This is a genomic window from Bradyrhizobium sp. Mp27, assembly GCF_029953005.1.
GTDB classification, from domain to species: domain Bacteria; phylum Pseudomonadota; class Alphaproteobacteria; order Rhizobiales; family Xanthobacteraceae; genus Bradyrhizobium; species Bradyrhizobium barranii.
Window position 1 is genome coordinate 1 of record NZ_JASAUS010000094.1, and the last position, 18,942, is coordinate 18,942.

Sequence of the window (18,942 nt, forward strand, 5' to 3'; positions counted from 1 at the left end):
CTGAAGCTCTTGCCCGGGAAACAAACTCAAACTAACAGTCCCTTGTCCTGCCTCGCGGGTGGAGGAATTTGACTGACCACACCCGGAGGAATTTGAAGTGACCCGCGGGGCTGTCTCGCGCCGTCCTAGGCGGCAGGCTCGGCCGCCGAGGTGAAGCACATGTCCCCGAACGAAAACAGGATCGACGCGCGAGACTGGTCGCTGCTCGCGGTGCTCTCGGTTCTCTGGGGCGGATCGTTCTTCTTCAACGGCGCGGCGCTGCGGGAATTGCCGCCGCTGACGCTGGTGCTGCTGCGCGTCGCGCTTGGGGCGACCATTCTGCTGCCGTTGCTCCGAATGCAGGGCATCGGGTTTCCCGAGGGCATGGCGGGCTGGAAGCCGTTCGTCGCGATCGGGTTGCTCAACAACGTCATCCCGTTCTCGCTGATCGTGCTCGGCCAGACCTTCATTCCGAGCGGGCTTGCCTCGATCCTGAACGCGACCACGCCGCTGTTCACGGTGATGGTGATGGCGGCGGCCGGCGAAGAGGCCCTGCAGATGCGTCGGGTGGCCGGCGTGGCGCTCGGGCTCGCTGGCGTCATCATCCTGCGCGGATGGGGCATCGAGACGCGGCCGGGGCAGGGGCTCGGCATCCTGCTCTGCCTGGGCGGCGCGTTCAGCTATGGCTTTGCGGCGCTGGCGGCGCGGCGGTTGCTGAAGGACACGCCTCCGCTGGGAACGGCCACGTTTCAGCTGATGGCATCGACTGTGATGATGGCGATCGTCGCCGGAGCTATGGAGCAGCCGTGGCACCTTTCGATGCCGGGCCTGACGACCTGGCTCGCGGTGCTTGGCCTTGCCGCCCTGTCGACGGCGCTCGCCTACATCGTCTTCTTTCAGATCCTGCGGCGTTCGGGCGCGACCAATGTGATGCTGGTGACGTTGCTCATTCCCGTCACCGCCATCCTGCTGGGATGGCTGGTGCTGGGTGAGCCGATCTCCGCGCGCGAGATCGCGGGCGCCATCGTCATTGGCAGCGCGCTGCTCGTGATCGACGGGCGCGCGCTGAGACTGCTGCGGCGCATCGCGTAAGTTCCGGGTCCGTCGTTTCACGGCGCGGAAAATCGCGGCGCTTGCCAGCGGCGAACGGCCTTGCGACACTCTCCGCAAAACAAGACTACAAAACACAGGGGAGAGAACGATGCCGGGTCGTCGCGAAAGCCTTGCTGCCCTCGCCATTCTTGCTGCCGGTGTGCTCGTCACGGCACCGGCCTTGGCGCAGAAGAAATACGATCCCGGCGCCACTGATACCGAAGTCAAGATCGGCAACATCATGCCCTATAGCGGGCCGGCGTCGTCCTATGGCGTGATCGGCAAGACCGAGGCCGCCTATTTCAGGATGATCAACGATCAGGGCGGCATCAACGGCCGCAAGATCAACTTCATCAGCTATGACGACGCCTATTCGCCGCCGAAGGCGATCGAGCAGGCGCGCAAGCTGGTCGAAAGCGACGAGGTGCTGCTGATCTTCCAGCCGCTCGGCACGCCCTCGAACTCGGCGATCATGAAATACATGAACGCCAAGAAGGTGCCGCAGCTGTTCGTCGCCTCCGGCGGCACCAAGTTCGGCGACCCCAAGAATTTCCCGTGGACCATGGGTTTCCAGCCGAACTACCAGAGCGAGGGGCGGATCTACGCAAAATACATTCGCGATCATTTCCCCAACAGCAAGATCGCCGTGTTCTGGCAGAACGACGACGCCGGCAAGGACCAGTTCAAGGGGCTGAAGGACGGGCTCGGCGACAAGGCCGGCATGATCATCGCCGACAAGTCCTATGAGGTCAGCGATCCCTCGATCGACTCGCAGATCGTGGCGCTGCATGATTCGGGTGCCGACATTTTCTTCTCATGGGCCGCCCCGAAGGGATCGGCGCAGGCGATCCGCAAGGTCGGAGAGCTCGGCTGGAAACCAAAATTCTTCCTGGCCAATACGGCGACTTCCATCGCCTCGGTGCTGAAGCCGGCCGGGCTCGACTATGCCAAGGACATCATCTCGACAGCCTATCTGAAGGACCCCACCGATCCGACCTGGGACAAGGATCCGGCCGTGATCAAATGGCGCGCCTTCATGGACAAATATTACCCTGATGGCGACAAGGCCAATGCCAACAACCTCTATGGCTATGTGCAGGCCGAGGCGATGGCGCAGGTGCTGAAGCAGTGCGGCGACAATCTCACGCGTGACAACGCGATGAAGCAGGCCACGAGTCTGAAGGACTTTCACACCGATCTGATGCTGCCCGGCATCATGGTCAACACCTCCGCCGACGACTACTTCCCGATCGAGCAGATGCAGTTGATGCGCTTCAACGGGCAGGCCTGGGAGCTGTTCGGCGACGTCATCACCGGCGAGGTCGGCCACGAGCGGAGTCCGTAGTTCGGTTGTACTCCGCCAAAGAAATGTCCTCCCGGATGTGTTCTACTTCACATTGCAGCCGGGTCGGCCCAGCGTAGTCTTCCCTATTGTTCGGGCACCTGTGTCGACGCGCGCTGCGTCTCCACGATGTCCCTGATCTGAATTGTGCCCTGCCTCGGCGAGGGCAGAGCCATTCATGCAAGCGTCGCCTGCTATGTGGGAGCGCGTAACATGGACATCATTGAAGCGATCGTTACGAAGAGCCAATGGATTATTGCGATCTTGGCACTCTTTGTCGTTGCCTGGGCTCGCTTCAACTCTCCGCCCACCAATCGGTCCGGTACGACCTTCGCGCTGTTCTTCTGGGGGGTGATATTCTACTACGCCCTGATGATACCGCTCTGGCTGGTCGTCATGATCGGACTCGTCCAGGGCAGCATCGGGTTCGACTTCATCGTCGGCCAGGTGAAGGCGGTAGATCCAAAGGCGCAGGCGCAACTGGCTCAATATGCTCCGATCGTGGCCGTACTCATCATCGTCGTCGCTTCGCAATTCCGGCAGGTGGCACGGATCGACAGGGCCGCGCGCGCATTTTGTGTCAGATTGGCCGCCATTCCGCGTGAAGCCGACCGACTCGCATTTGAACTCGCGCAAACCACGGGTTTCGTCCCGCGCGACGACCTTCGAAGCAAGGTGACCAAAATCGTTTCGGAGAATATCGGTCCGCAAGCGCTGAGTTTCAGCAGGGACGGTACTCTTCCCGACCGCTTCACAAGAGCCATCGGCCTGTACAACCTGTTCGTCGGACCCCGGCAGAATGCCGCGGCTCGACTTCACCGGAAATGGATATGGCCGATCCGCCTACGCCATGATCATGCAATTGGGTGACGCGGTGGCGGCTCGTGCGGATGCCCGTTACGAAGAGATGATGCACGCCGGTCTTGCCTTTTTCACGTCGACGCTTCCAACCCCGGAATTGAAGGACGCTTTGAACCGCAACATTGCCGAGGTCACCAACCTCACTTGCGGCCTCGTGTCTCGCTATGTCCTGTTTTGCGAAAGGACCCATAGCGGCCGATTGCAGCGGCTAGCGAGGATGGGCTTCGCCTACAGTCCGGGGCCGACCTTTGGGCTGGATCAATGGGCGACAACGATCTTCCTCGTCACGGCCTGGAGCATTGGCATGATGTTGTTCATGCCGGGAACACTTCCGATCGACGTCGACAAAGTGCTGACGATTGCGGTCACGTTCGGCGCTTCGATCGGCTTCGCAGTCCTGGGCGCAATCGTCGTGGCGCAACGCTTCATCGGACGCAAGGAAGGCAACACACCTGGATATCCGCCTATCGCCGAGTTGGTTGTCGCCGGTCTCGTCGTCGTAGGGCTGTCGATTGCGCTCCGGATCGGCATTCCACTAGTGTCCGCCCTGATGCAGGGAGGAGGATATCAGGACGTTCTTAGGCAGTTTATCGAGCGCCTATACGGCGTTATCACGCCTTTCGTCTGTACGATTTCCCTCGGGCTCATTTGTTCCTACATGGGATGTTCGCGGATGAGCTGGTACCGCGTGGCGGCCCTCGGGGCTCTCGCGAACGGCGCCGCGCTGACCTGTGCGGGGTGGCTGGTCGCGCATATGATCGGCCAGCAAGTACTGGCTCTGTTCTATGTGCATCCGCAGGATGCGATCCAACTGGTGGCGTTAAGCACTGGCTTAACCGGCTTCATCGTCGGCGGCATGGTCCTCGCGGTCTTCAATGAGTCCGAGCGCATACGCAACGTCACTGCTGAGCGGATAGCCACCAGTCCGCGCAAGGAGTTTCCATTGCATAATGCGCCGTCGATTGCCGGCGGACTCGAAGCTCCGCCAGTGACGTCTAGGTTCGACGTCGCCGATGATCTTGGCTACCGCGATCGCGCAGGAGTGGAGACCTTCGAGGGGGATTACGTCTGCTTCAGGCCCGCGTTCTCCAACCCCGAGATCATCAGTGCCTACATCATCGGCATTCATTGGGACGAAACCGAGTCCTGTCTCATGTTCGAGGAACGCGAACGTGTTGATGCCGGGCACACGCAGAGGGGCCGTGTCTACATCCCGGATGGACGCCCGTTCCTGAACTTCGTCACCCTCGAGAAGGGAGCGATACGTCTGATCATGGTGTCACGTCCCGATAAGAGAAACGAGCCCGCACGCGGTCTGATCACGACGCTGTCCAATCCCGGTGGCGCCCAGTTTACACCGGCGAGCGCTCCGATCGTTCTCAGGCGTGTGGTCGATCACACGCTTCAACTCGGCTTCATTCGGCCGGGAGCGCTCAGCTACGAAAGCTATCGCCGCGAACTCGAAATGGTGGTGCCAGATTTCGGCGTCTTTGCGCTGGCTCCCCCGCAGGCGGCTTGCGTGGCGGCGGAGTAAAAGGCCTAGTCGGCGCTGAGCCGCACGCCGGCGCGCAGAAAGTTCTGCGGATCGACCGCCTCACCCTCGATGCGGGTCTCATAATGCAGATGCGGTCCGGCTCTTGCCTTCAGCGCCATGCCGCCGGCGACGCCAACGCCCAGCACATACATCCAGCCTTCGTGGAAATCGAACAAGTGCGAGTTCAGAAGCGAGCTCGCGATGTTCTGTACGATGGCCACGAGCCCGATCCAGGCCGCAAGGCCTTCGCCCAGGAACAGGCGAAGGTGGGCGATCCACATGGCGTAGAGCAGGACGACGCCGAGTACGCCCCATTGCATCGCGACATTGAGGGTCTGGTTGTGGGGATTGCTGACGATCTCCGCATCGAGGCTGCTTCCACCAGTGGCGGCGCGCTCGAACTGGCGCTTGATCGACCCGGTGCCGTGACCGGTCAGGGGCGCCTCGGCAAAGGCGTGATGTGCCTTGCGCCAATAGGTCAGGCGTTGGGCGGTCGAGGCTCGGCTGATGTCCTCATGGCCGTGGCGGTATTCCACGGCGATGTCTGCAATGCGGTGGCGCAGATAGGGCGAGGTCGTCCAGGCTAGCGCGCTCGCGGCTATCGTGCCCGCGAGCAGGACCAGCGCCGCGCGCCGGCTCAAATGCCTCCAGGCGAGCAATCCGAGCAGCACCGCGATGCACAGCAGCGCCGTGCGCGCGGAGGCGACGAACACCATGTTGGTGGCGAACACCAGGATCAATGCTAGACAGATGGTTGTCGCGACCACGTTTCCGCGGCGCCAGAAGGTCAACGCCGGCAGTGCGAGCGCAAAGGCGCACAGCGTGAATTCCTGGCTCTGGTCGATGTAGTTCTTGACGGGAACGCCGGCCGACGCGGTCGCGGTGAGTTTCCAAGCAGGATCGTGCAGCACGATCCAGGAGTCGACCGCAAGCAGCGCGCAGGACGCGAGAAAGCCAAGGAAAACCCAGGAACCGCGTTCGGATCGGCTGAAGTGATAGAGCAGTGCTGGAATGAGCACGAGCTTTGCGACCGGCTTGATCGCATGCAGCCGGTCCGCCCACGCGCCGTCCGACCAGAGCGTGCCGAGAAGCGCGAGCAGCAGGAAAGCAAAGGGCAGGGCGAACGCAGGCCGTGCGAGCTGGCGTCCATAATCGCGCCAGTCGATGGTCGGCGTCACCACCAGCAGCCAGAGCCCGACGAAGATCGAAGGCGCCGTGGTCGACCAGGGCAGCGACGCCGCGATCAGCACAGCGAGCCCATCGGCGGCCCCGATCAGAGCGGGCGATTGGCCCATGGCTTGCCATCGGGCGCGCAACGCTTGTCGACCGGCCGGGCCGGAGGATCCCGCGGTTTCAGCAGTCATGTGCAACGACGCTTATTGCGCAGCGGCCAGGCTTTCCCGGGGCATCTCATGCCCGAGGAAGTCGCGCGCCTGGGTCTCGTAGCCGAAGCGCTGGGCGAGCTCGTGTCGCCGCGCGCGGATGCGGCCGCGGAATTCCTCCTGCCGCGTTAGCACGCGGGTGATTGAAGCTGAGATCGCCTCGGTCGAGAACGGATCGAAATAGTCGGCGAGCTCGCCCGCGACCTCACGGAACACCGCGATATCGGAGCACAGCACCGGCGTGTTTGCGGCCAGCGCCTCGATGATCGGTATGCCGAAACCTTCGGCCAGGCTCGGCATGATCAGCCCGTGCGCCTCCGCGATCATGGCAGCCTTTTCATGCTCGTCGACATAGCCGGCGAAGCGGACATTTGGCGGCAGGTTGCGCATTCGGCTGATCTGGCCCGCATGTCCGATCACCACGAGATCGGCCTGAGGGACGTTGCGGAAGGCACGAATGACGGTAGCGACGTTCTTGCGCGGCTCGTTCGACACGATGATGACGAAGTTCGGCCGCCCCGGACGCCCCGACAGGGCTGGGAGGTGGAGGACATCCGGGGCGTCGAACCGGGTGCGGGGATACACGACCCGCGCCGGCAGGTGCGCAAATTGCGGCAACAGTTCCCTGAACCGCTTCATGCTATAGTTTGAAACGAAGGCGAGCTCGTCAGCCTGGCGCAGGCTGGTGCCGATCCGCGCCAGGAACTGCCGCGTGGCGATGTCGCTGAGCTTGAGGTCGGTGAGCGGCAGCAAATCGTGAACGACGCAGATCACCTTGGCGTTCGGCTTGCGCCTGATCGCGACCCGCGTCGGGGTGTCCACGACGATGAGATCATAGTCACGCGCGTCGATCCGCGGCGGCGGCAGCAGGAAGAAGGCCGAGGAGTCCTGATAGTTGAAGAATCCGGGCTCGAGCTGGAATTCGCTGAACAGTTCGAGATGGCGCATATCCGGCGGAATATATTCGAGCGCGGCGGTCCGGTTCTCGACCAGCCGGGCGTGCAGACCAAGCAGGCCGATCGCGCGCAGGAGGCAGAGGATATTGTCCCGCGACAGCAGCATGGTGGCCTTGTGGCGGAGCCAGTCGAACCTGCGACGCGCGCCGCTGAGCATCACCGGCCCGCTCACGTTGACCTCGTCGAGGAAGCGATAAAGAGCGAGCAGCTCGATGTTGCGCGACTGCGCCGGAAACAGCTTCGTGCGTCGCTCGCGGCGACATAGCTTGCGGTAACGCTTCGAGGTTTCCACCAGCAAGGTGAGTTCGTGGCCTTCCGACGCGAGCGACCGTACCAATTCCCGGGTGAAGTGGAAGATGCCGCGCTTGTGATTGGGTTGTCCGAGCGACTCGGACACGACCAGGATGTTCTGTTTCATGCGCGTTTCTCTCGGAGCTCAAAGGCGTGCGTGGCTGATGGCTCGACCGCGATGGTCGAGGCGATGCGGCCGTGATCGAGGTTGATGATGCTGGAGCAGGTGCGGCGCAGCAGCGGCAGGTCGTGCGAGGCGATGATCACGATCGCCGCCTGCGAGACCAGGTTTTGCAACCGCCTCTCGGCCTTCTCCGCAAAATGCTCGTCGACGACGCTGAGCCATTCGTCGAGCAGCAGGATGTCGGCCGGGAAAGCGGTGGCGGTCGCGAACAACACCCGCATCAGCATGCCCGAGGAGAACATCCGCAAGGGCAGGCGCTGCATGCGCGCTTCGAGCTCGGTGAAAGCCCAGATCTCGTCGATCACGCTGCGTGTGGGCTTGCGACCGCTGATCCGCAGCAGCAGCGCCATGTTGTCCTCCGCCACGAAGTCCAGATTGACCCCGGCGTTCAGGCCGAGCAGGGGCACGACGTTGCCCCGGACCGTGACGTGGCCACTGCTCGGCGGATAGACCCCGGCGATCAGGCGCAGCAGCGTCGACTTGCCGGAGCCGTTGGGCCCGGCAAGCCCGATACGGGCGCCGGCTTCGGCCTCGATCGAGACGTTGTCGACGGCGCGGATGATCCGCATCTCGCCCGGTTCGCGGATGAGGTGGCCGAGCAGCCGCCGCTTCAGCGAGAAGTCGTAGGCGCCGTAGAGTGGATAGTCGAGACAGACGTTGTGCAGGCTGATCGAGACCATGCGTCAAATCCAGAATGCGGCTTTGCGCAGGTGGACCAGCGTCAGCACGCTCGCAAAGATCAGCAGCGCCAGCGTGATGAGGACGTAGACGATGCTGGCGGGATCGATATGGCCGCCTGCAAGCGGCTCGCGCCAGACCGCGAACAGATGCGTCAGCGGATTGAGCCGCATCACCGTCGCGCGGTGATTGATCATCTCGGCGGACCAGATCACGGGCGAGGCGAGGAAGGCGAGCATCAGCGTGGATTCGATGATCGGCTTCAGGTCGCGATAGCGCGTTGCCGTCGCGCCGAGGACGAGGCTCAAGGCGAAAGTACAGGCTATGAACAGCAGCAGGCCGGGCAGCGCCGCCAGCGCGTGAGAGAGGTCGTGGGGCGAGAGGATCAGCCACAGCACCAGCGGCACGCAGGCGTTATGCAGCGCGAACAGCGCCTGGCGGAAGGTGCATTGCAGCAGGAAGATCACCGGCGGCAGCGCCCGGTCGCGGATCAGGCTTGCGGAATTCTGGAGCGCCGTGGTCGCATCGAGCACGACGCTGTTGAGGAAGGTCCAGGCCGTCATCGACAACGCCAGCATCGGCAGGCGCGCCAGCATGTCGGCGTTCGACATCTGGCCGATCACCGAGCCCAATACGGCGACCACGATCGCCATCTGAAGCGACATCCAGAACGGGCCAAGCAGCGAACGCACGTAGCGGTGGCGCATGTCCGACCAGGCCAGTGCCGCCGCGATCCGGACTGTATCCAGCCAGCCGGTCGCCAGCGGCGGCTCGGCGGCGATTGCGGGTTCCTTGCACGACGCGGTGACGGCGTCGCGGTAGACGGCCTGCATGCCTTCCCTGAAGGCTGGGGCAGAATAGCGGGTCAGGGCGCGCGTCCGGGCTGACAGTCCCATGCGGCGGCGGCGCTCGGGATCGCTGATCAGCGTGTCGATGGCATCGCCTAGCTTTTCGGCATCACCAGGCGGCACCGTGATCGCCTCCATGCCGTGGCGGGCGACGCGCGGCACCGCGGTGTCGAGCGCCGTGTTCACGACGGGGCGGCCGGCGGCCATCGCCTCGAGCTGGACCAGGCCAAAGGTCTCGGCATTGGTGACCGACGGCATGACGAAGACGTCGGACAGGCACATCAGCTTAATGCGCTCGCTGTCGTTCACCGAGCCGAGCAGGCGGACACGGTCACCGAGGCCGAGCTCGCGGATCAGCTGCTCGAGCCGCGGCCGCTCGGTGCCTTCGCCGATGATCCAGACCTCGAACTTGCGGTTGACGGCGGCGCGGATCAGGACGTCAAAGCCCTTGTAGGGCACGAGCCGGCCGCAGGCGAGCACGAGCCGGCCGCGATCGTTCACGTGGTGCGGCTCGATCTTCGGCCAGTCGTAACCCGAGGTGTCGATGCCGAACGGCACGACGTGGCATTTGTCGAGGAATTCCCGCAGCAACGGCGTGTTCTCGATCAGCGCGTGGTCTGAGACGATGATCGCTGTCGCCCGGCGCAGTGTCCGCCGCATCAACGGTTCGATGAACCAGCGCAGGCCGGCATGGGTGACGATGTCGGCATGCCAGTGCACCACCAGCGGCCGATTGGCGCCGAAGCCGAAGGCGAAAACGAGGTCGGCGAGCGGGAAGGGGGCATGGAGCGCGAGCAAATCGTGCTCTGCGATCTTGCGCCAGAGCCGCCAGGGATAAGTAGGAGCGGCGGGAAGCGACAGGAGATTGCCGAAGGAGCGGACGCGCTCGACCGGCACGTCGTTGACGACGATCTCGCGCCGCTCGGCCGATTGCGAGCAGACCAGCACGGCGGAGGCGAAGCTGTCCTTCAGGCTCGCGCAGATGTCGCGGATCACCGTCAGCGTGCCGCCGAACAGGTCAGGATAATAGATCTTGAAGATGTGCAGCACCGACGGGCGGTGCGGAGTTTCGCTGGTGTGATGCATGATGGTGTCAGCCTGCGAGAAGGGCCGCGACGAACGGTGCGGCCAGCACCGAGATGAAGATCACGCCGCGCAACAGCGCGGGCAGCATCGGCTCGATTGCGCCGTGCCCCCAGTCAGGAGCCGGTACAGCACGCAGTGAGTTGGAATTGCGGACCAAGCGGTCAACCATGGGTGTGAGTCCCTTTACGTCGCGCCCTCAGTGGCGTCTCGTGTACGTGGGAAAATTTACCACGTCAATCAGAAAGTGGGAAAAAGTGGGATTGTGTCCCACGTGGGGCGCGGGTACAGTTCAGACATGAATGCCAAGTCCGGGTCCAAAGCAGCGGCTCCGCAACCGACTGCCGCGAAGCTGCACGCGCCGCTGGCGCGGCTGCTGCGCCCGCTCGTGCGGCTCTGCATTCGCAGCGGCATGACCTTTCCGGCATTGGCGCAATTGCTTCGCGAGCTGTTCGTCAACGTCGCCGAGCACGATTTTGCGCTGGAGGGGAAGGAGCAGACCGACAGCCGTGTCAGCCTGCTCACGGGGATCCATCGCAAGGAGGTGGCGCGGCTGCGCGGTGCCGGCGCGCCGGTGCACGAGGCGCCTGCCGCGGTGTCGCTGACGAGCGCCGTGATCGCGCGCTGGCTTGCCGCGCCCGAATTCACCGATGCGAAGGGCGAGCCGCTGGCGTTGCCGCGCACGGCCGAGGGCGATGCGCCGTCGTTCGAGCAGCTGGTCGCCTCGGTCACCAAGGACGTGCGGCCGCGCGCGGTGCTCGACGAATGGGTCGACCGCAAGCTCGTCACCATCAACGATTCCGACGAGATCGAACTGGTCGAGGCGGCCTTCGTCCCGAGCGGCGAGGACGACAGCAAATGGCATTATCTCGGCCGCAATCTGCACGACCATATCGCGGCCGCCGCGCAGAACGTCTCAGGCGCGGCGCCGCGCTTCCTCGAGCGCGCGGTGCACTACAACAACATCTCGCCGAAGCTTGCCAAGCGCCTCGAGGCACGCTCGCGCGAGCTCGCGATGGACGCGCTGAAGACCGCCAACCGCGAGGCCAATCGCGCGCTCGGCAAGGACAAGGGCGGTGACGCCCGCTGGAATTTCGGCATCTACATCTACAGCGAAGATGCAGATGGCGAGGGAGAGGCCAAAGAAGGCGGCAAGGACAGCAGCAAGGATGGCGGCAAGGAGGGTGGTTCTTCATGAGCCGGCCGCCGCTGATCTCCCGCCGTCTGCTGCTGACAGGATTTTGGCTCGCCGGTACGGCGATGGCCCACGCGCAAGTCAAGCGCGGCACCGATCAGGGCATCGGCGGCACCGGAATCAGGCGCGGTGACGACCACGGCATTGGCGGCACCGGCATCGTCGGCGTGATCCAGCGTTTTGGCAGCATCTACGTCAACGGCGAGCGCGTCACTTATGCGAGCGACGTGCCGGTCCGGATCGACGGCGAGGCCGCGAGCCCCAAGGCTCTGCGCATCGGTCAGCTCGCGCGCGTGGTCGCGACCCGTCAGGCCGACGGCACGCTCGTGACGCGCAACATCACGATCGCGAGCGAGGTCGCAGGTCCGATCGAAGCCGTGAAGGGCAACGAGTTGACGGTGCTCGGCCAGAAGATCGTCACAAGCGACAAGCAGAGCAAGCTTCGTGCGGGCACGCAGGTGGCCGTCTACGGCCTGCGCCGGACCGATGGCGTGATCGTCGCAAGCCTGATCGAGCCGCGGCGCGAGGCGACCGAGCGTGTCACCGGTCTCGTCGAGCGCGGGCCTGACGGCTTGCATATTGGCGGGCTGAGGCTGAGCGGGGTCGATCCGCTGCTGGTTGGCCAGCGCGCCCAGATCGAGGGCCATTCGAGCCAGGGCACGATGCAGGCTGCGCGCACGCGCATCGACGACTTCTCGGATCTCGTCGGCGCAAGCCGCCTCTCGATCGAGGCCTATGTGCAGCGTGTGGGATCGAACCTCCAGCTCGGCTCCGGCTTCGTGGCTCCTGACGGTTCACGCTTCGGCCCGGCCGCCGGCGAGGCCCGCATGGTGGTCAACGGCGTGTTCGATCGCTCGCGCGGCTTCCAGGTGGAGTCGACTCAGGCCATCGGCCAGGGACCCGGAGCACCTCCATCCGGTGGCGTCAATCCCAATCGGTCGCCCGGCGGCTCGATCCTGCATCCGAACCGCGGCGCCACCACTCCGAGTGGCGGCCAGCCCGGCGCGCCAGCTGGCGGACCTGCCCCGGGATCTGGCCCAGGACCTGGCCCAAGTGCGAATCCCGGCTCCGCGCCGACGGGCCCGATCGGCCCGTCAGGCCCCGGTGGATTGGGTTCGCCCGGCGGCGGGCCCATGGGACCCGGCGGTGGAATGGGTGGTGGCGGCTTCGGAGGTCCGGGAGGCGGGATGGGTGGCGGCCGGCGGTAGGCGCGGCCACGCTGAAAGCGCGTGGCGCAGGCTTGTTAGCCCGCGCTGAGCCGCACGCCGGCGCGCAAGAACTTCTGCGGGTCGACCGCTTCGCCGTCGATCCGGGTTTCGTAATGCAGATGCGGGCCGGTGGAACGGCCGGTCGAGCCGACGAGGCCGATGACCTGGCCGAGCTTCACGATCTCGCCGACCTTGACGTTGATCTCGGAGAGATGGCCGTAGCGGGTCGACAGCCCGTTGCCGTGATCGACTTCGACCATGCGGCCGTAACCGCCGGACCAGCCGGCCGAGACCACCTTGCCGTTGGCGGTGACGCGGGCGGGATCGCCGGTCGCGGCGCGGAAGTCGAGCCCGGTATGCATCGCAGGCCGGCCGAGGAACGGATCGCTACGCACGCCGAAGCCGGAGGTGAATTCGACTTCGCCGATGACGGGCTTGCGGTAGGGCACCAGCGCCAGCGTGCGATTGAGCCGATCCATCTCAGCGCGGGTGACATTGATGCGGTTGAGCTGCTTCTCGAACGGTCCGGCATTGGCCGTCAGCTTGACGGGCACGAAAGGACCGCCCATCGCGGAGCGCGGCACGGCGGCTTCGAGGCTGGCGAGATTGAGGCCGAGGTCGCTGACGACGCCGCGCATCCGGCGCATGCGTGAATCCATGCCTTCCTCGACGGCGCTGAGCGTCGCCATCTGGCGACGCTCGACCTGGTCAAGCGAGGTCGTGAGCCGGACCAGGACGTTGTCGAAACCCTGGTTCTTGGCGAATTGGCTGGTCGGCGGTGCCGCGACGGTCGGCGCGCGCGACTCAAGCCGCGCTTCGCGATCGGGCGGTGCCACGAAGATCACGGTGTCGCTGATCGGCGACGGCTTCGGTGTGCCCTGCGTCGCGCCCTGGCTCGAATCGCCGCGCTGCGGGGCCGCGCGGGAGATTGATCCCGTGACGTCGGGCATGGCCCCGAGCGCCGTGGCCCGGGACTCCAGCGCCGTCTGGCGCTTCATGATCTGGTCGAGCTTCTGGTCGAACTGTTCCTGGTCGAGCAGCTGCCGGCTGGTGGTACGATCAACCTTGGCGCGGAGCTCGGCGATGCGGTCCTCGTAGGCGTACTGCATCTCGGCCTGGCGCGCGATCAGCCGGGTCAGGACGTCGTCGCGGAAGGCGAAATAGGTCGCGGTCGCGGCCGACCAGAGTCCTAGCAGCACGACGGTGCCGACCACGATCCAGAACACAACAGGTCCGAGGCGGACCTGCTTGCCGTGGTGCACGATGGTGTAGGCGTCGTCGGTCGCGGGAAGGGGAAGCGCGGCTGCAGCCACGGCGGCGGCAGGACGGCGATGGAGGGGCCGTCCGTGGTCGTGCGCGTGATGTTGGGGGTACTGCGAATATTGGGCAGAACTTTTCGACATCGGCACTCCCGCGCCGGTCGGATGAGTCCGTACGGCCTAATTGCCGCAGCAATCTGGGCCGGTCATGGTTAATTTTCCGGAAACGGAACCGCTCGAATCTAACGGATTGGTTAAAGGCCTCTTGCCGCTTCCAGCACCTCGTCGGCGTGGCCGTCGACGCGGACATTGCGCCAGACCCTGGCTACCTTGCCGTCGGCACCAAGCAGTATCGTGGTGCGAAGAACTCCGAGGAAGCTCTTGCCATACATGGACTTTTCGCCCCAGGCGCCGTACGCCTCCAGCATCTCGTGTTTCTCATCCGAGATGAGGGGCATGCCGAGGCCGTGCTTGTCGCGGAACTTCTCCTGGGCCCTTAACGGATCGGCGGAGATGCCGAGCAGGGCCGTGCCGGCAGCGCTGAAAGCGTTCGCCAGCCGTGTGAAATCGATTGCCTCCCGGGTGCAGCCGGGCGTGTCGGCGCGGGGGTAGAAGAACAGGACGAGCTTCCGACCGGCATAGTCGGCGAGCGAGACCACATCGCCGCCGTCGCGGGGCAGCCGGAAGGCGGGCGCCTTCTGGCCCTCGGCCAGGGCCGGCTTCGCCTTCGCGGGCGCGGCGGCCGATTTGGAGGAATTTAACTGTTTCGATGCGGCCTTATGTGATCCTGCTTTTGCTACGGTCCTGGTTGATTTGCTCGCCTGCGTCCGCTGTGTTTTCGCGGACTTTGTTTGAGTCGTTGCCCGCTTGGTCGGGGTCTTCTTTTTAGCCGTTGCGCTGCCGGAGGGCGTTTTGGGCGATTTCTTTCGGGATTTCTTGGACATACGCCTTCCTTTCGTCGCTTTCGGCGGGTCAACCAAAGCGGTATTGCAGCTCTCGTCCGGTGTGCCGGAATCGCGCCCTCGTCTGGGCAAGTCTGGCGACGCCGGGGTATGGTTACAAGGAATTCCACGCACCACCCCACTGCTCGTTGAACGCGCGCCCGGGGCGAAATGACGAACAGCAGGAACATTCGAGGTATGGCGGCAATGCCGGCGCAGGGAGCTTCGCTTCCCGCGGACGGCTGCGGTCCCGGCGGTGCTCAATCCTACGATGGGCGCCTGTATCGAGAGGCAATGGCAAGGAATACGTCGCCCCAGGATTACAATCGGGATTTCGATCGGCGCGGCGGTCAACAGCAGCCGCAGGAATGGGACGACGCCGACTGGGATCCGGATCAGGAAGCAGCGGCGGGCTATCGGGCGCGCCGGCTGTTGTCGCGTTCCAATTCGGGCTTCCATCGTTTCGGTGACGGGTTTGCGTCAATGCGCCGCTGGCTGGCGGCTGATCGCTGGCTGAAGCGGCTGGCCATCGTGGTCGGAGCCCTTGCCGTCATTTTCGTCGGTTGCTTCGGCGCGCTGTGGTGGCGGCTTGGTGCAGGTCCCATCAATCTCGACATCGCGACGCCTTGGCTAGCTGCCGCCATCGAGGACAATATCGGCCACGGCAACACCGTGGAGGTCGGCGGCACCCAGATCGAGCGGGCCGGGCGGATCCGCATCGCCGTGCGCATCCGCGACATCGTCGTGCGCGACCACGATCACGCCATCGTCGCCACCGCGCCGAAGGCCGAAGTGAAGCTGTCGGGGGCAGGTCTCCTGATGGGGCACCTGCGCGCGGAAAGCCTCAACCTCGTCGATGCCGAGCTCGCGATCCGCATCGCGCCCGACGGCACCGTCACCGTATCCGCCGGCGACACCGCAAAGCCGCTGGCGACCGGCGTCGCCTCCAAGAAGGAAGCGGGCCTGCCGCCGACATTCCCGCGCAACGGTGTCCCGCCGCCGCCATTCGCCACCGGACCTGCAAGTCCGGACGCGTCGCAGGCCGCCCCCCAGGCCGCTGCCCCGAGTGGCATTCTTCAGGGCCTCGACTGGCTCGACAGTCTGAGCATGACCGGCCTCGACGGTCAGAACCTCAACGAGATCGGTCTGAAGAACGGCAATCTGATCGTCGACGATCAGCAGCGCGGCAGCAAATGGAGCTTTGAGAACATCACGCTCAGCCTGCGCCGGCCGAGCCATGGCGGCGTCGCGCTCAGCCTGGGCGAGGAGGGCGCGCGCCCGTGGTCGCTGCGCGCCACGATCGGCCCTGCCGAGAATGGTGTGCGCTCGGTCGACATCCGCGCCGATAAGCTTTCCACTGCCAACATCCTGCTGGCGCTCCGGGTGAAGGACTTCACCTACACCGCCGACCTGCCGCTGACCGGCGAGCTCAAGGGCGAGCTCGGCCGCGACGGCGTGCCGACCTTCTTCCGCGGCAAGATCGCGGTCGGTGCGGGCAACATCATCGACACCGACACGCCAGATTATCCGATGGCGATCGACTCGGCCGAGATCAACGTCGAGTGGGATTCGAACCGGCGGGTATTGGTCGCTCCGTTCAAGATTCTCTCAGGCGCGAACCGCCTGACGCTTCTGGCCCATCTCGAGCCGCCCAACGGCACCACCAACGACTGGCAGCTTGGCTTCAGCGGCGGCTCGATCCTGCTGGGCGGCATCGACAACGAGCCCCCGCTGGTCTTCAACCGCATCGCGATCGGCTTCCGCTTCGATACCGACCACAAGCGCATGCTGCTGACGCAAGCCGATATCAGCAATGGCGAGATCGGCGTCGCCGGCACCGGTGCCATCGACTATTCGGGCGAGCCGCGGTTGACGCTGGGCTTTGCGGGAACGCCGATGTCGGCCTCCGCGCTGAAGCGGATGTGGCCGACGCTTGTCGTTCCCGAGTTGCGCGAATGGGTGATCGAGCGGATCGAGCGCGGCACGCTCCAGCGCATCGAGATCGGCGTTAATTCGCCGACGAAGAACCTCCCGCGCAAGGGCCCGCCCATTCCCGACGACGGCCTGTCGGTCAACATCGTCGCGAGCGGCGTCGCGGTCCGCCCCGTGGATGGCATGCCGGTGGTGCACGACGCCGATTTGAAGGCCCGTGTGACCGGGCGCACCGCGACCGTGAATATCGGGCAGGGCATTGCCGATACGCCGGCGGGCCGCAAGGTCACGATCTCCGACTTCGTCTTCGAGGTGCCGGATATGGCGCCCAAGCCGTCGCCGTCGCGGACCAGATTCCGTGTCGATGGCCCGGTGCCTGCGGCCGCCGAAATGCTCGCCAATGATCGCCTGAGCGATCTGTCGTCGACCGTCGTCGATCCCAACACCAGCAAGGGGACGTTCACGGCCAACATCCAGCTCGGCCTGCCGGTCAAGGGCGAGCTGACCAAGGCCGACACCACTTACGCCGTCACCGCCGATCTCAACGGCTTTGCCGCCGACAAGCTGGTGATGAACCAGAAGCTTGAGGCCAACAACCTCAAGATATCAGCCAACAACCAGGGCTATCAGGTCAAGGGCGACGTCAAGATCAACGGGCAGGCGGCTTCGCTGGACTACCGCAAGCCGGCCGAGGGCGATGCGGACGTCAAATTGCAGACCACGCTGGACGATGCCAGCCGCGCGCGCCTGGGATTCGATCTGAGTCCCGCCGTGAGCGGATCGCTGCCGATCAAGCTGTCGGGCAAGATCGCCGGAGGTCCCGACCAGACGACGAAGCTCGGTGTCGAGGCGGACCTGACCTCGGTCAAGCTCGACAACATCCTGCCCGGCTGGGTCAAGCTGCCGGGCAAATCGGCCAAGGCAAGCTTCAAGGTGGTGCCGACGGCGCAATCGACGCGCCTGGAGGACATCGTCGTCGAAGGCGGCGGCGCCTCGATCAAGGGCTCGCTCGAGGTCGATCCGAACGGCGACCTCATGAACGCGAACTTCCCGACCTATGCCCCGACCGACGGCGACAAGGCCTCGTTGAAGGTGGAGCGTGGGCAGGACGGGGTGGTGCGGGGTACGATGCGCGGGGACGTGTTCGACGGCCGCGGATTCCTGAAGTCGGCGATCTCGGGCAATTCCAAGGACGACGCCAAGAACAAGATGAAGAACGTCGATTTCGACATCGACGTGAAGCTCGGCGCCGTCGCGGGCTTCAACGGCGAGGCGATGCGCAGCGTCGACGGCAAGATGTCGCGGCGCAACGGCACCGTCAAAGCCTTCACGCTGAACGGCAAGATTGGCCGCGACACGCCGGTGGCAGCCGATTTGCGCGGCGGCCGCGCCCAGGGCAATCGCGAGGTGATCTACCTCCAGACCAACGATGCCGGCGCGTTGCTGCGCTTCACGGACACCTACACCAAGGCGATCGGCGGCCAGATGGTGGTGGCGATGGAGCCGCCGGCGTCGGAGCCGAACACGACGCGCGAGGGCCTCATCAACGTCCGCGACTTCACGGTGAAGGGCGAGGCGCAGCTCGAACGCGTTGCCGCCGGCGCGCCCAACGGCACCGGGAACGGCGTCTCCTTCAGCGCGCTGCGCGCCGAGTTCACGCGCCAGAACGGCGCGCTGACGATCCGCGATGGCGTCGTCAAGGGCCCGATGATCGGCGCCACCATCGAGGGCTCGATCGACTATCCCGGCAACCAGGTGTGCATGAGCGGGACCTTCGTGCCGATGTATGGCGTCAACAACATCTTCGGCCAGATCCCGCTGTTCGGCATCTTCCTCGGCGGCGGCAACAATGAAGGATTGATCGGCGTGACCTACGAGGTCGTCGGCACGCCGGCCGCGCCGGTGATGCGCGTCAATCCGATCTCGGCGATGGCGCCGGGCCTGTTCCGCAAGATCTTCGAATTCAACACCGGCAAGCAGAACACGCCGTTCGACGAATTCCCCTCGCAGTCGAACGACGGCTCGACCGGATCGACGCGCCAGCTCTCGAGCGGCTGCACCCTCGCGCGGCGATAACCCACTAAAATTCGCAGGTGCTCGTCGTGCCCGGGCTTGTCCCGGCTGCGCCGCCGAAGCCGCTTCGGCGCGGCGAAGGCCTGGGCATCCACGTTCTTCGT

Annotated in this window: 14 protein-coding genes; 7 read left to right on the forward strand and 7 right to left on the reverse strand. The window is 64.9% G+C overall.

Annotated elements, in window-relative coordinates; translation table 11 throughout:
- The first annotated feature begins 159 nt into the window (after window positions 1-159).
- The 4 genes from QJT78_RS33795 (at window position 160) to QJT78_RS33810 (ending at window position 4,808) form a co-directional block, all read left to right on the forward strand.
- Window positions 160-1,071, forward strand: coding sequence for a DMT family transporter (locus QJT78_RS33795; RefSeq protein ID WP_028148752.1), 912 nt, complete (start codon window positions 160-162; stop codon window positions 1,069-1,071).
- 109 nt (window positions 1,072-1,180) lie between these two features.
- Window positions 1,181-2,416 (forward strand): ABC transporter substrate-binding protein, encoded by a 1,236-nt coding sequence (locus QJT78_RS33800; RefSeq protein WP_028148753.1) that lies wholly within the window; start codon window positions 1,181-1,183, stop codon window positions 2,414-2,416.
- A 210-nt stretch (window positions 2,417-2,626) separates the two neighbouring features.
- On the forward strand, window positions 2,627-3,283 hold the full coding sequence (locus QJT78_RS33805; protein ID WP_038944245.1) for a hypothetical protein: 657 nt from the start codon (window positions 2,627-2,629) through the stop codon (window positions 3,281-3,283).
- Window positions 3,213-4,808 (forward strand): hypothetical protein, encoded by a 1,596-nt coding sequence (locus tag QJT78_RS33810; RefSeq protein ID WP_157790310.1) that lies wholly within the window; start codon window positions 3,213-3,215, stop codon window positions 4,806-4,808. The genes QJT78_RS33805 and QJT78_RS33810 overlap by 71 nt, the downstream gene beginning before the upstream one ends.
- Window positions 4,809-4,813: 5 nt before the next feature.
- Here the strand turns inward: QJT78_RS33810 and QJT78_RS33815 are convergent, their stop codons facing one another.
- The 5 genes from QJT78_RS33815 to QJT78_RS33835 are packed head-to-tail and all read right to left on the reverse strand — an operon-like array spanning window position 4,814 to window position 10,402.
- Window positions 4,814-6,172, reverse strand: a complete 1,359-nt coding sequence (locus tag QJT78_RS33815) for an O-antigen ligase family protein (RefSeq protein WP_080586710.1) — start codon at window positions 6,170-6,172, stop codon at window positions 4,814-4,816.
- 12 nt (window positions 6,173-6,184) lie between these two features.
- A complete protein-coding gene (locus QJT78_RS33820; RefSeq protein WP_038944248.1) occupies window positions 6,185-7,564 on the reverse strand; it encodes a glycosyltransferase family 1 protein in 1,380 nt (459 codons plus the stop codon).
- Window positions 7,561-8,301 carry an ABC transporter ATP-binding protein gene (locus QJT78_RS33825; protein WP_028148755.1) on the reverse strand — a complete coding sequence of 247 codons (741 nt, stop codon included), beginning with the start codon at window positions 8,299-8,301 and terminating at the stop codon, window positions 7,561-7,563. The genes QJT78_RS33820 and QJT78_RS33825 overlap by 4 nt, the downstream gene beginning before the upstream one ends.
- Window positions 8,302-8,304: 3 nt before the next feature.
- On the reverse strand, window positions 8,305-10,233 hold the full coding sequence (locus tag QJT78_RS33830; RefSeq protein ID WP_028148756.1) for a glycosyltransferase: 1,929 nt from the start codon (window positions 10,231-10,233) through the stop codon (window positions 8,305-8,307).
- A 7-nt stretch (window positions 10,234-10,240) separates the two neighbouring features.
- A complete protein-coding gene (locus QJT78_RS33835; RefSeq protein ID WP_193375969.1) occupies window positions 10,241-10,402 on the reverse strand; it encodes a hypothetical protein in 162 nt (53 codons plus the stop codon).
- 126 nt (window positions 10,403-10,528) lie between these two features.
- Here QJT78_RS33835 and QJT78_RS33840 point away from each other — a divergent pair, with 126 nt between their 5' ends.
- Together QJT78_RS33840 and QJT78_RS33845 are read left to right on the forward strand one after the other, a co-directional pair.
- Window positions 10,529-11,428, forward strand: coding sequence for a DUF6502 family protein (locus QJT78_RS33840; protein WP_028148757.1), 900 nt, complete (start codon window positions 10,529-10,531; stop codon window positions 11,426-11,428).
- Entirely contained in the window at window positions 11,425-12,633 is a 1,209-nt protein-coding gene (locus QJT78_RS33845) for a DUF5666 domain-containing protein (protein ID WP_028148758.1), read from the forward strand. Before QJT78_RS33840 ends, QJT78_RS33845 begins: the two co-directional genes overlap by 4 nt.
- A gap of 35 nt (window positions 12,634-12,668) precedes the next feature.
- Here QJT78_RS33845 and QJT78_RS33850 read toward each other — a convergent pair whose 3' ends face one another.
- Together QJT78_RS33850 and QJT78_RS33855 are read right to left on the reverse strand one after the other, a co-directional pair.
- The gene (locus QJT78_RS33850) at window positions 12,669-14,036 is read right to left on the reverse strand and encodes a M23 family metallopeptidase (RefSeq protein WP_028148759.1); all 1,368 of its coding nucleotides are present in this window, start codon (window positions 14,034-14,036) and stop codon (window positions 12,669-12,671) included.
- A gap of 110 nt (window positions 14,037-14,146) precedes the next feature.
- On the reverse strand, window positions 14,147-14,836 hold the full coding sequence (locus QJT78_RS33855; RefSeq protein ID WP_080586711.1) for a peroxiredoxin: 690 nt from the start codon (window positions 14,834-14,836) through the stop codon (window positions 14,147-14,149).
- 204 nt (window positions 14,837-15,040) lie between these two features.
- Here QJT78_RS33855 and QJT78_RS33860 point away from each other — a divergent pair, with 204 nt between their 5' ends.
- Entirely contained in the window at window positions 15,041-18,841 is a 3,801-nt protein-coding gene (locus QJT78_RS33860; protein WP_049807829.1) for a DUF3971 domain-containing protein, read from the forward strand.
- Window positions 18,842-18,942: the final 101 nt, after the last annotated feature.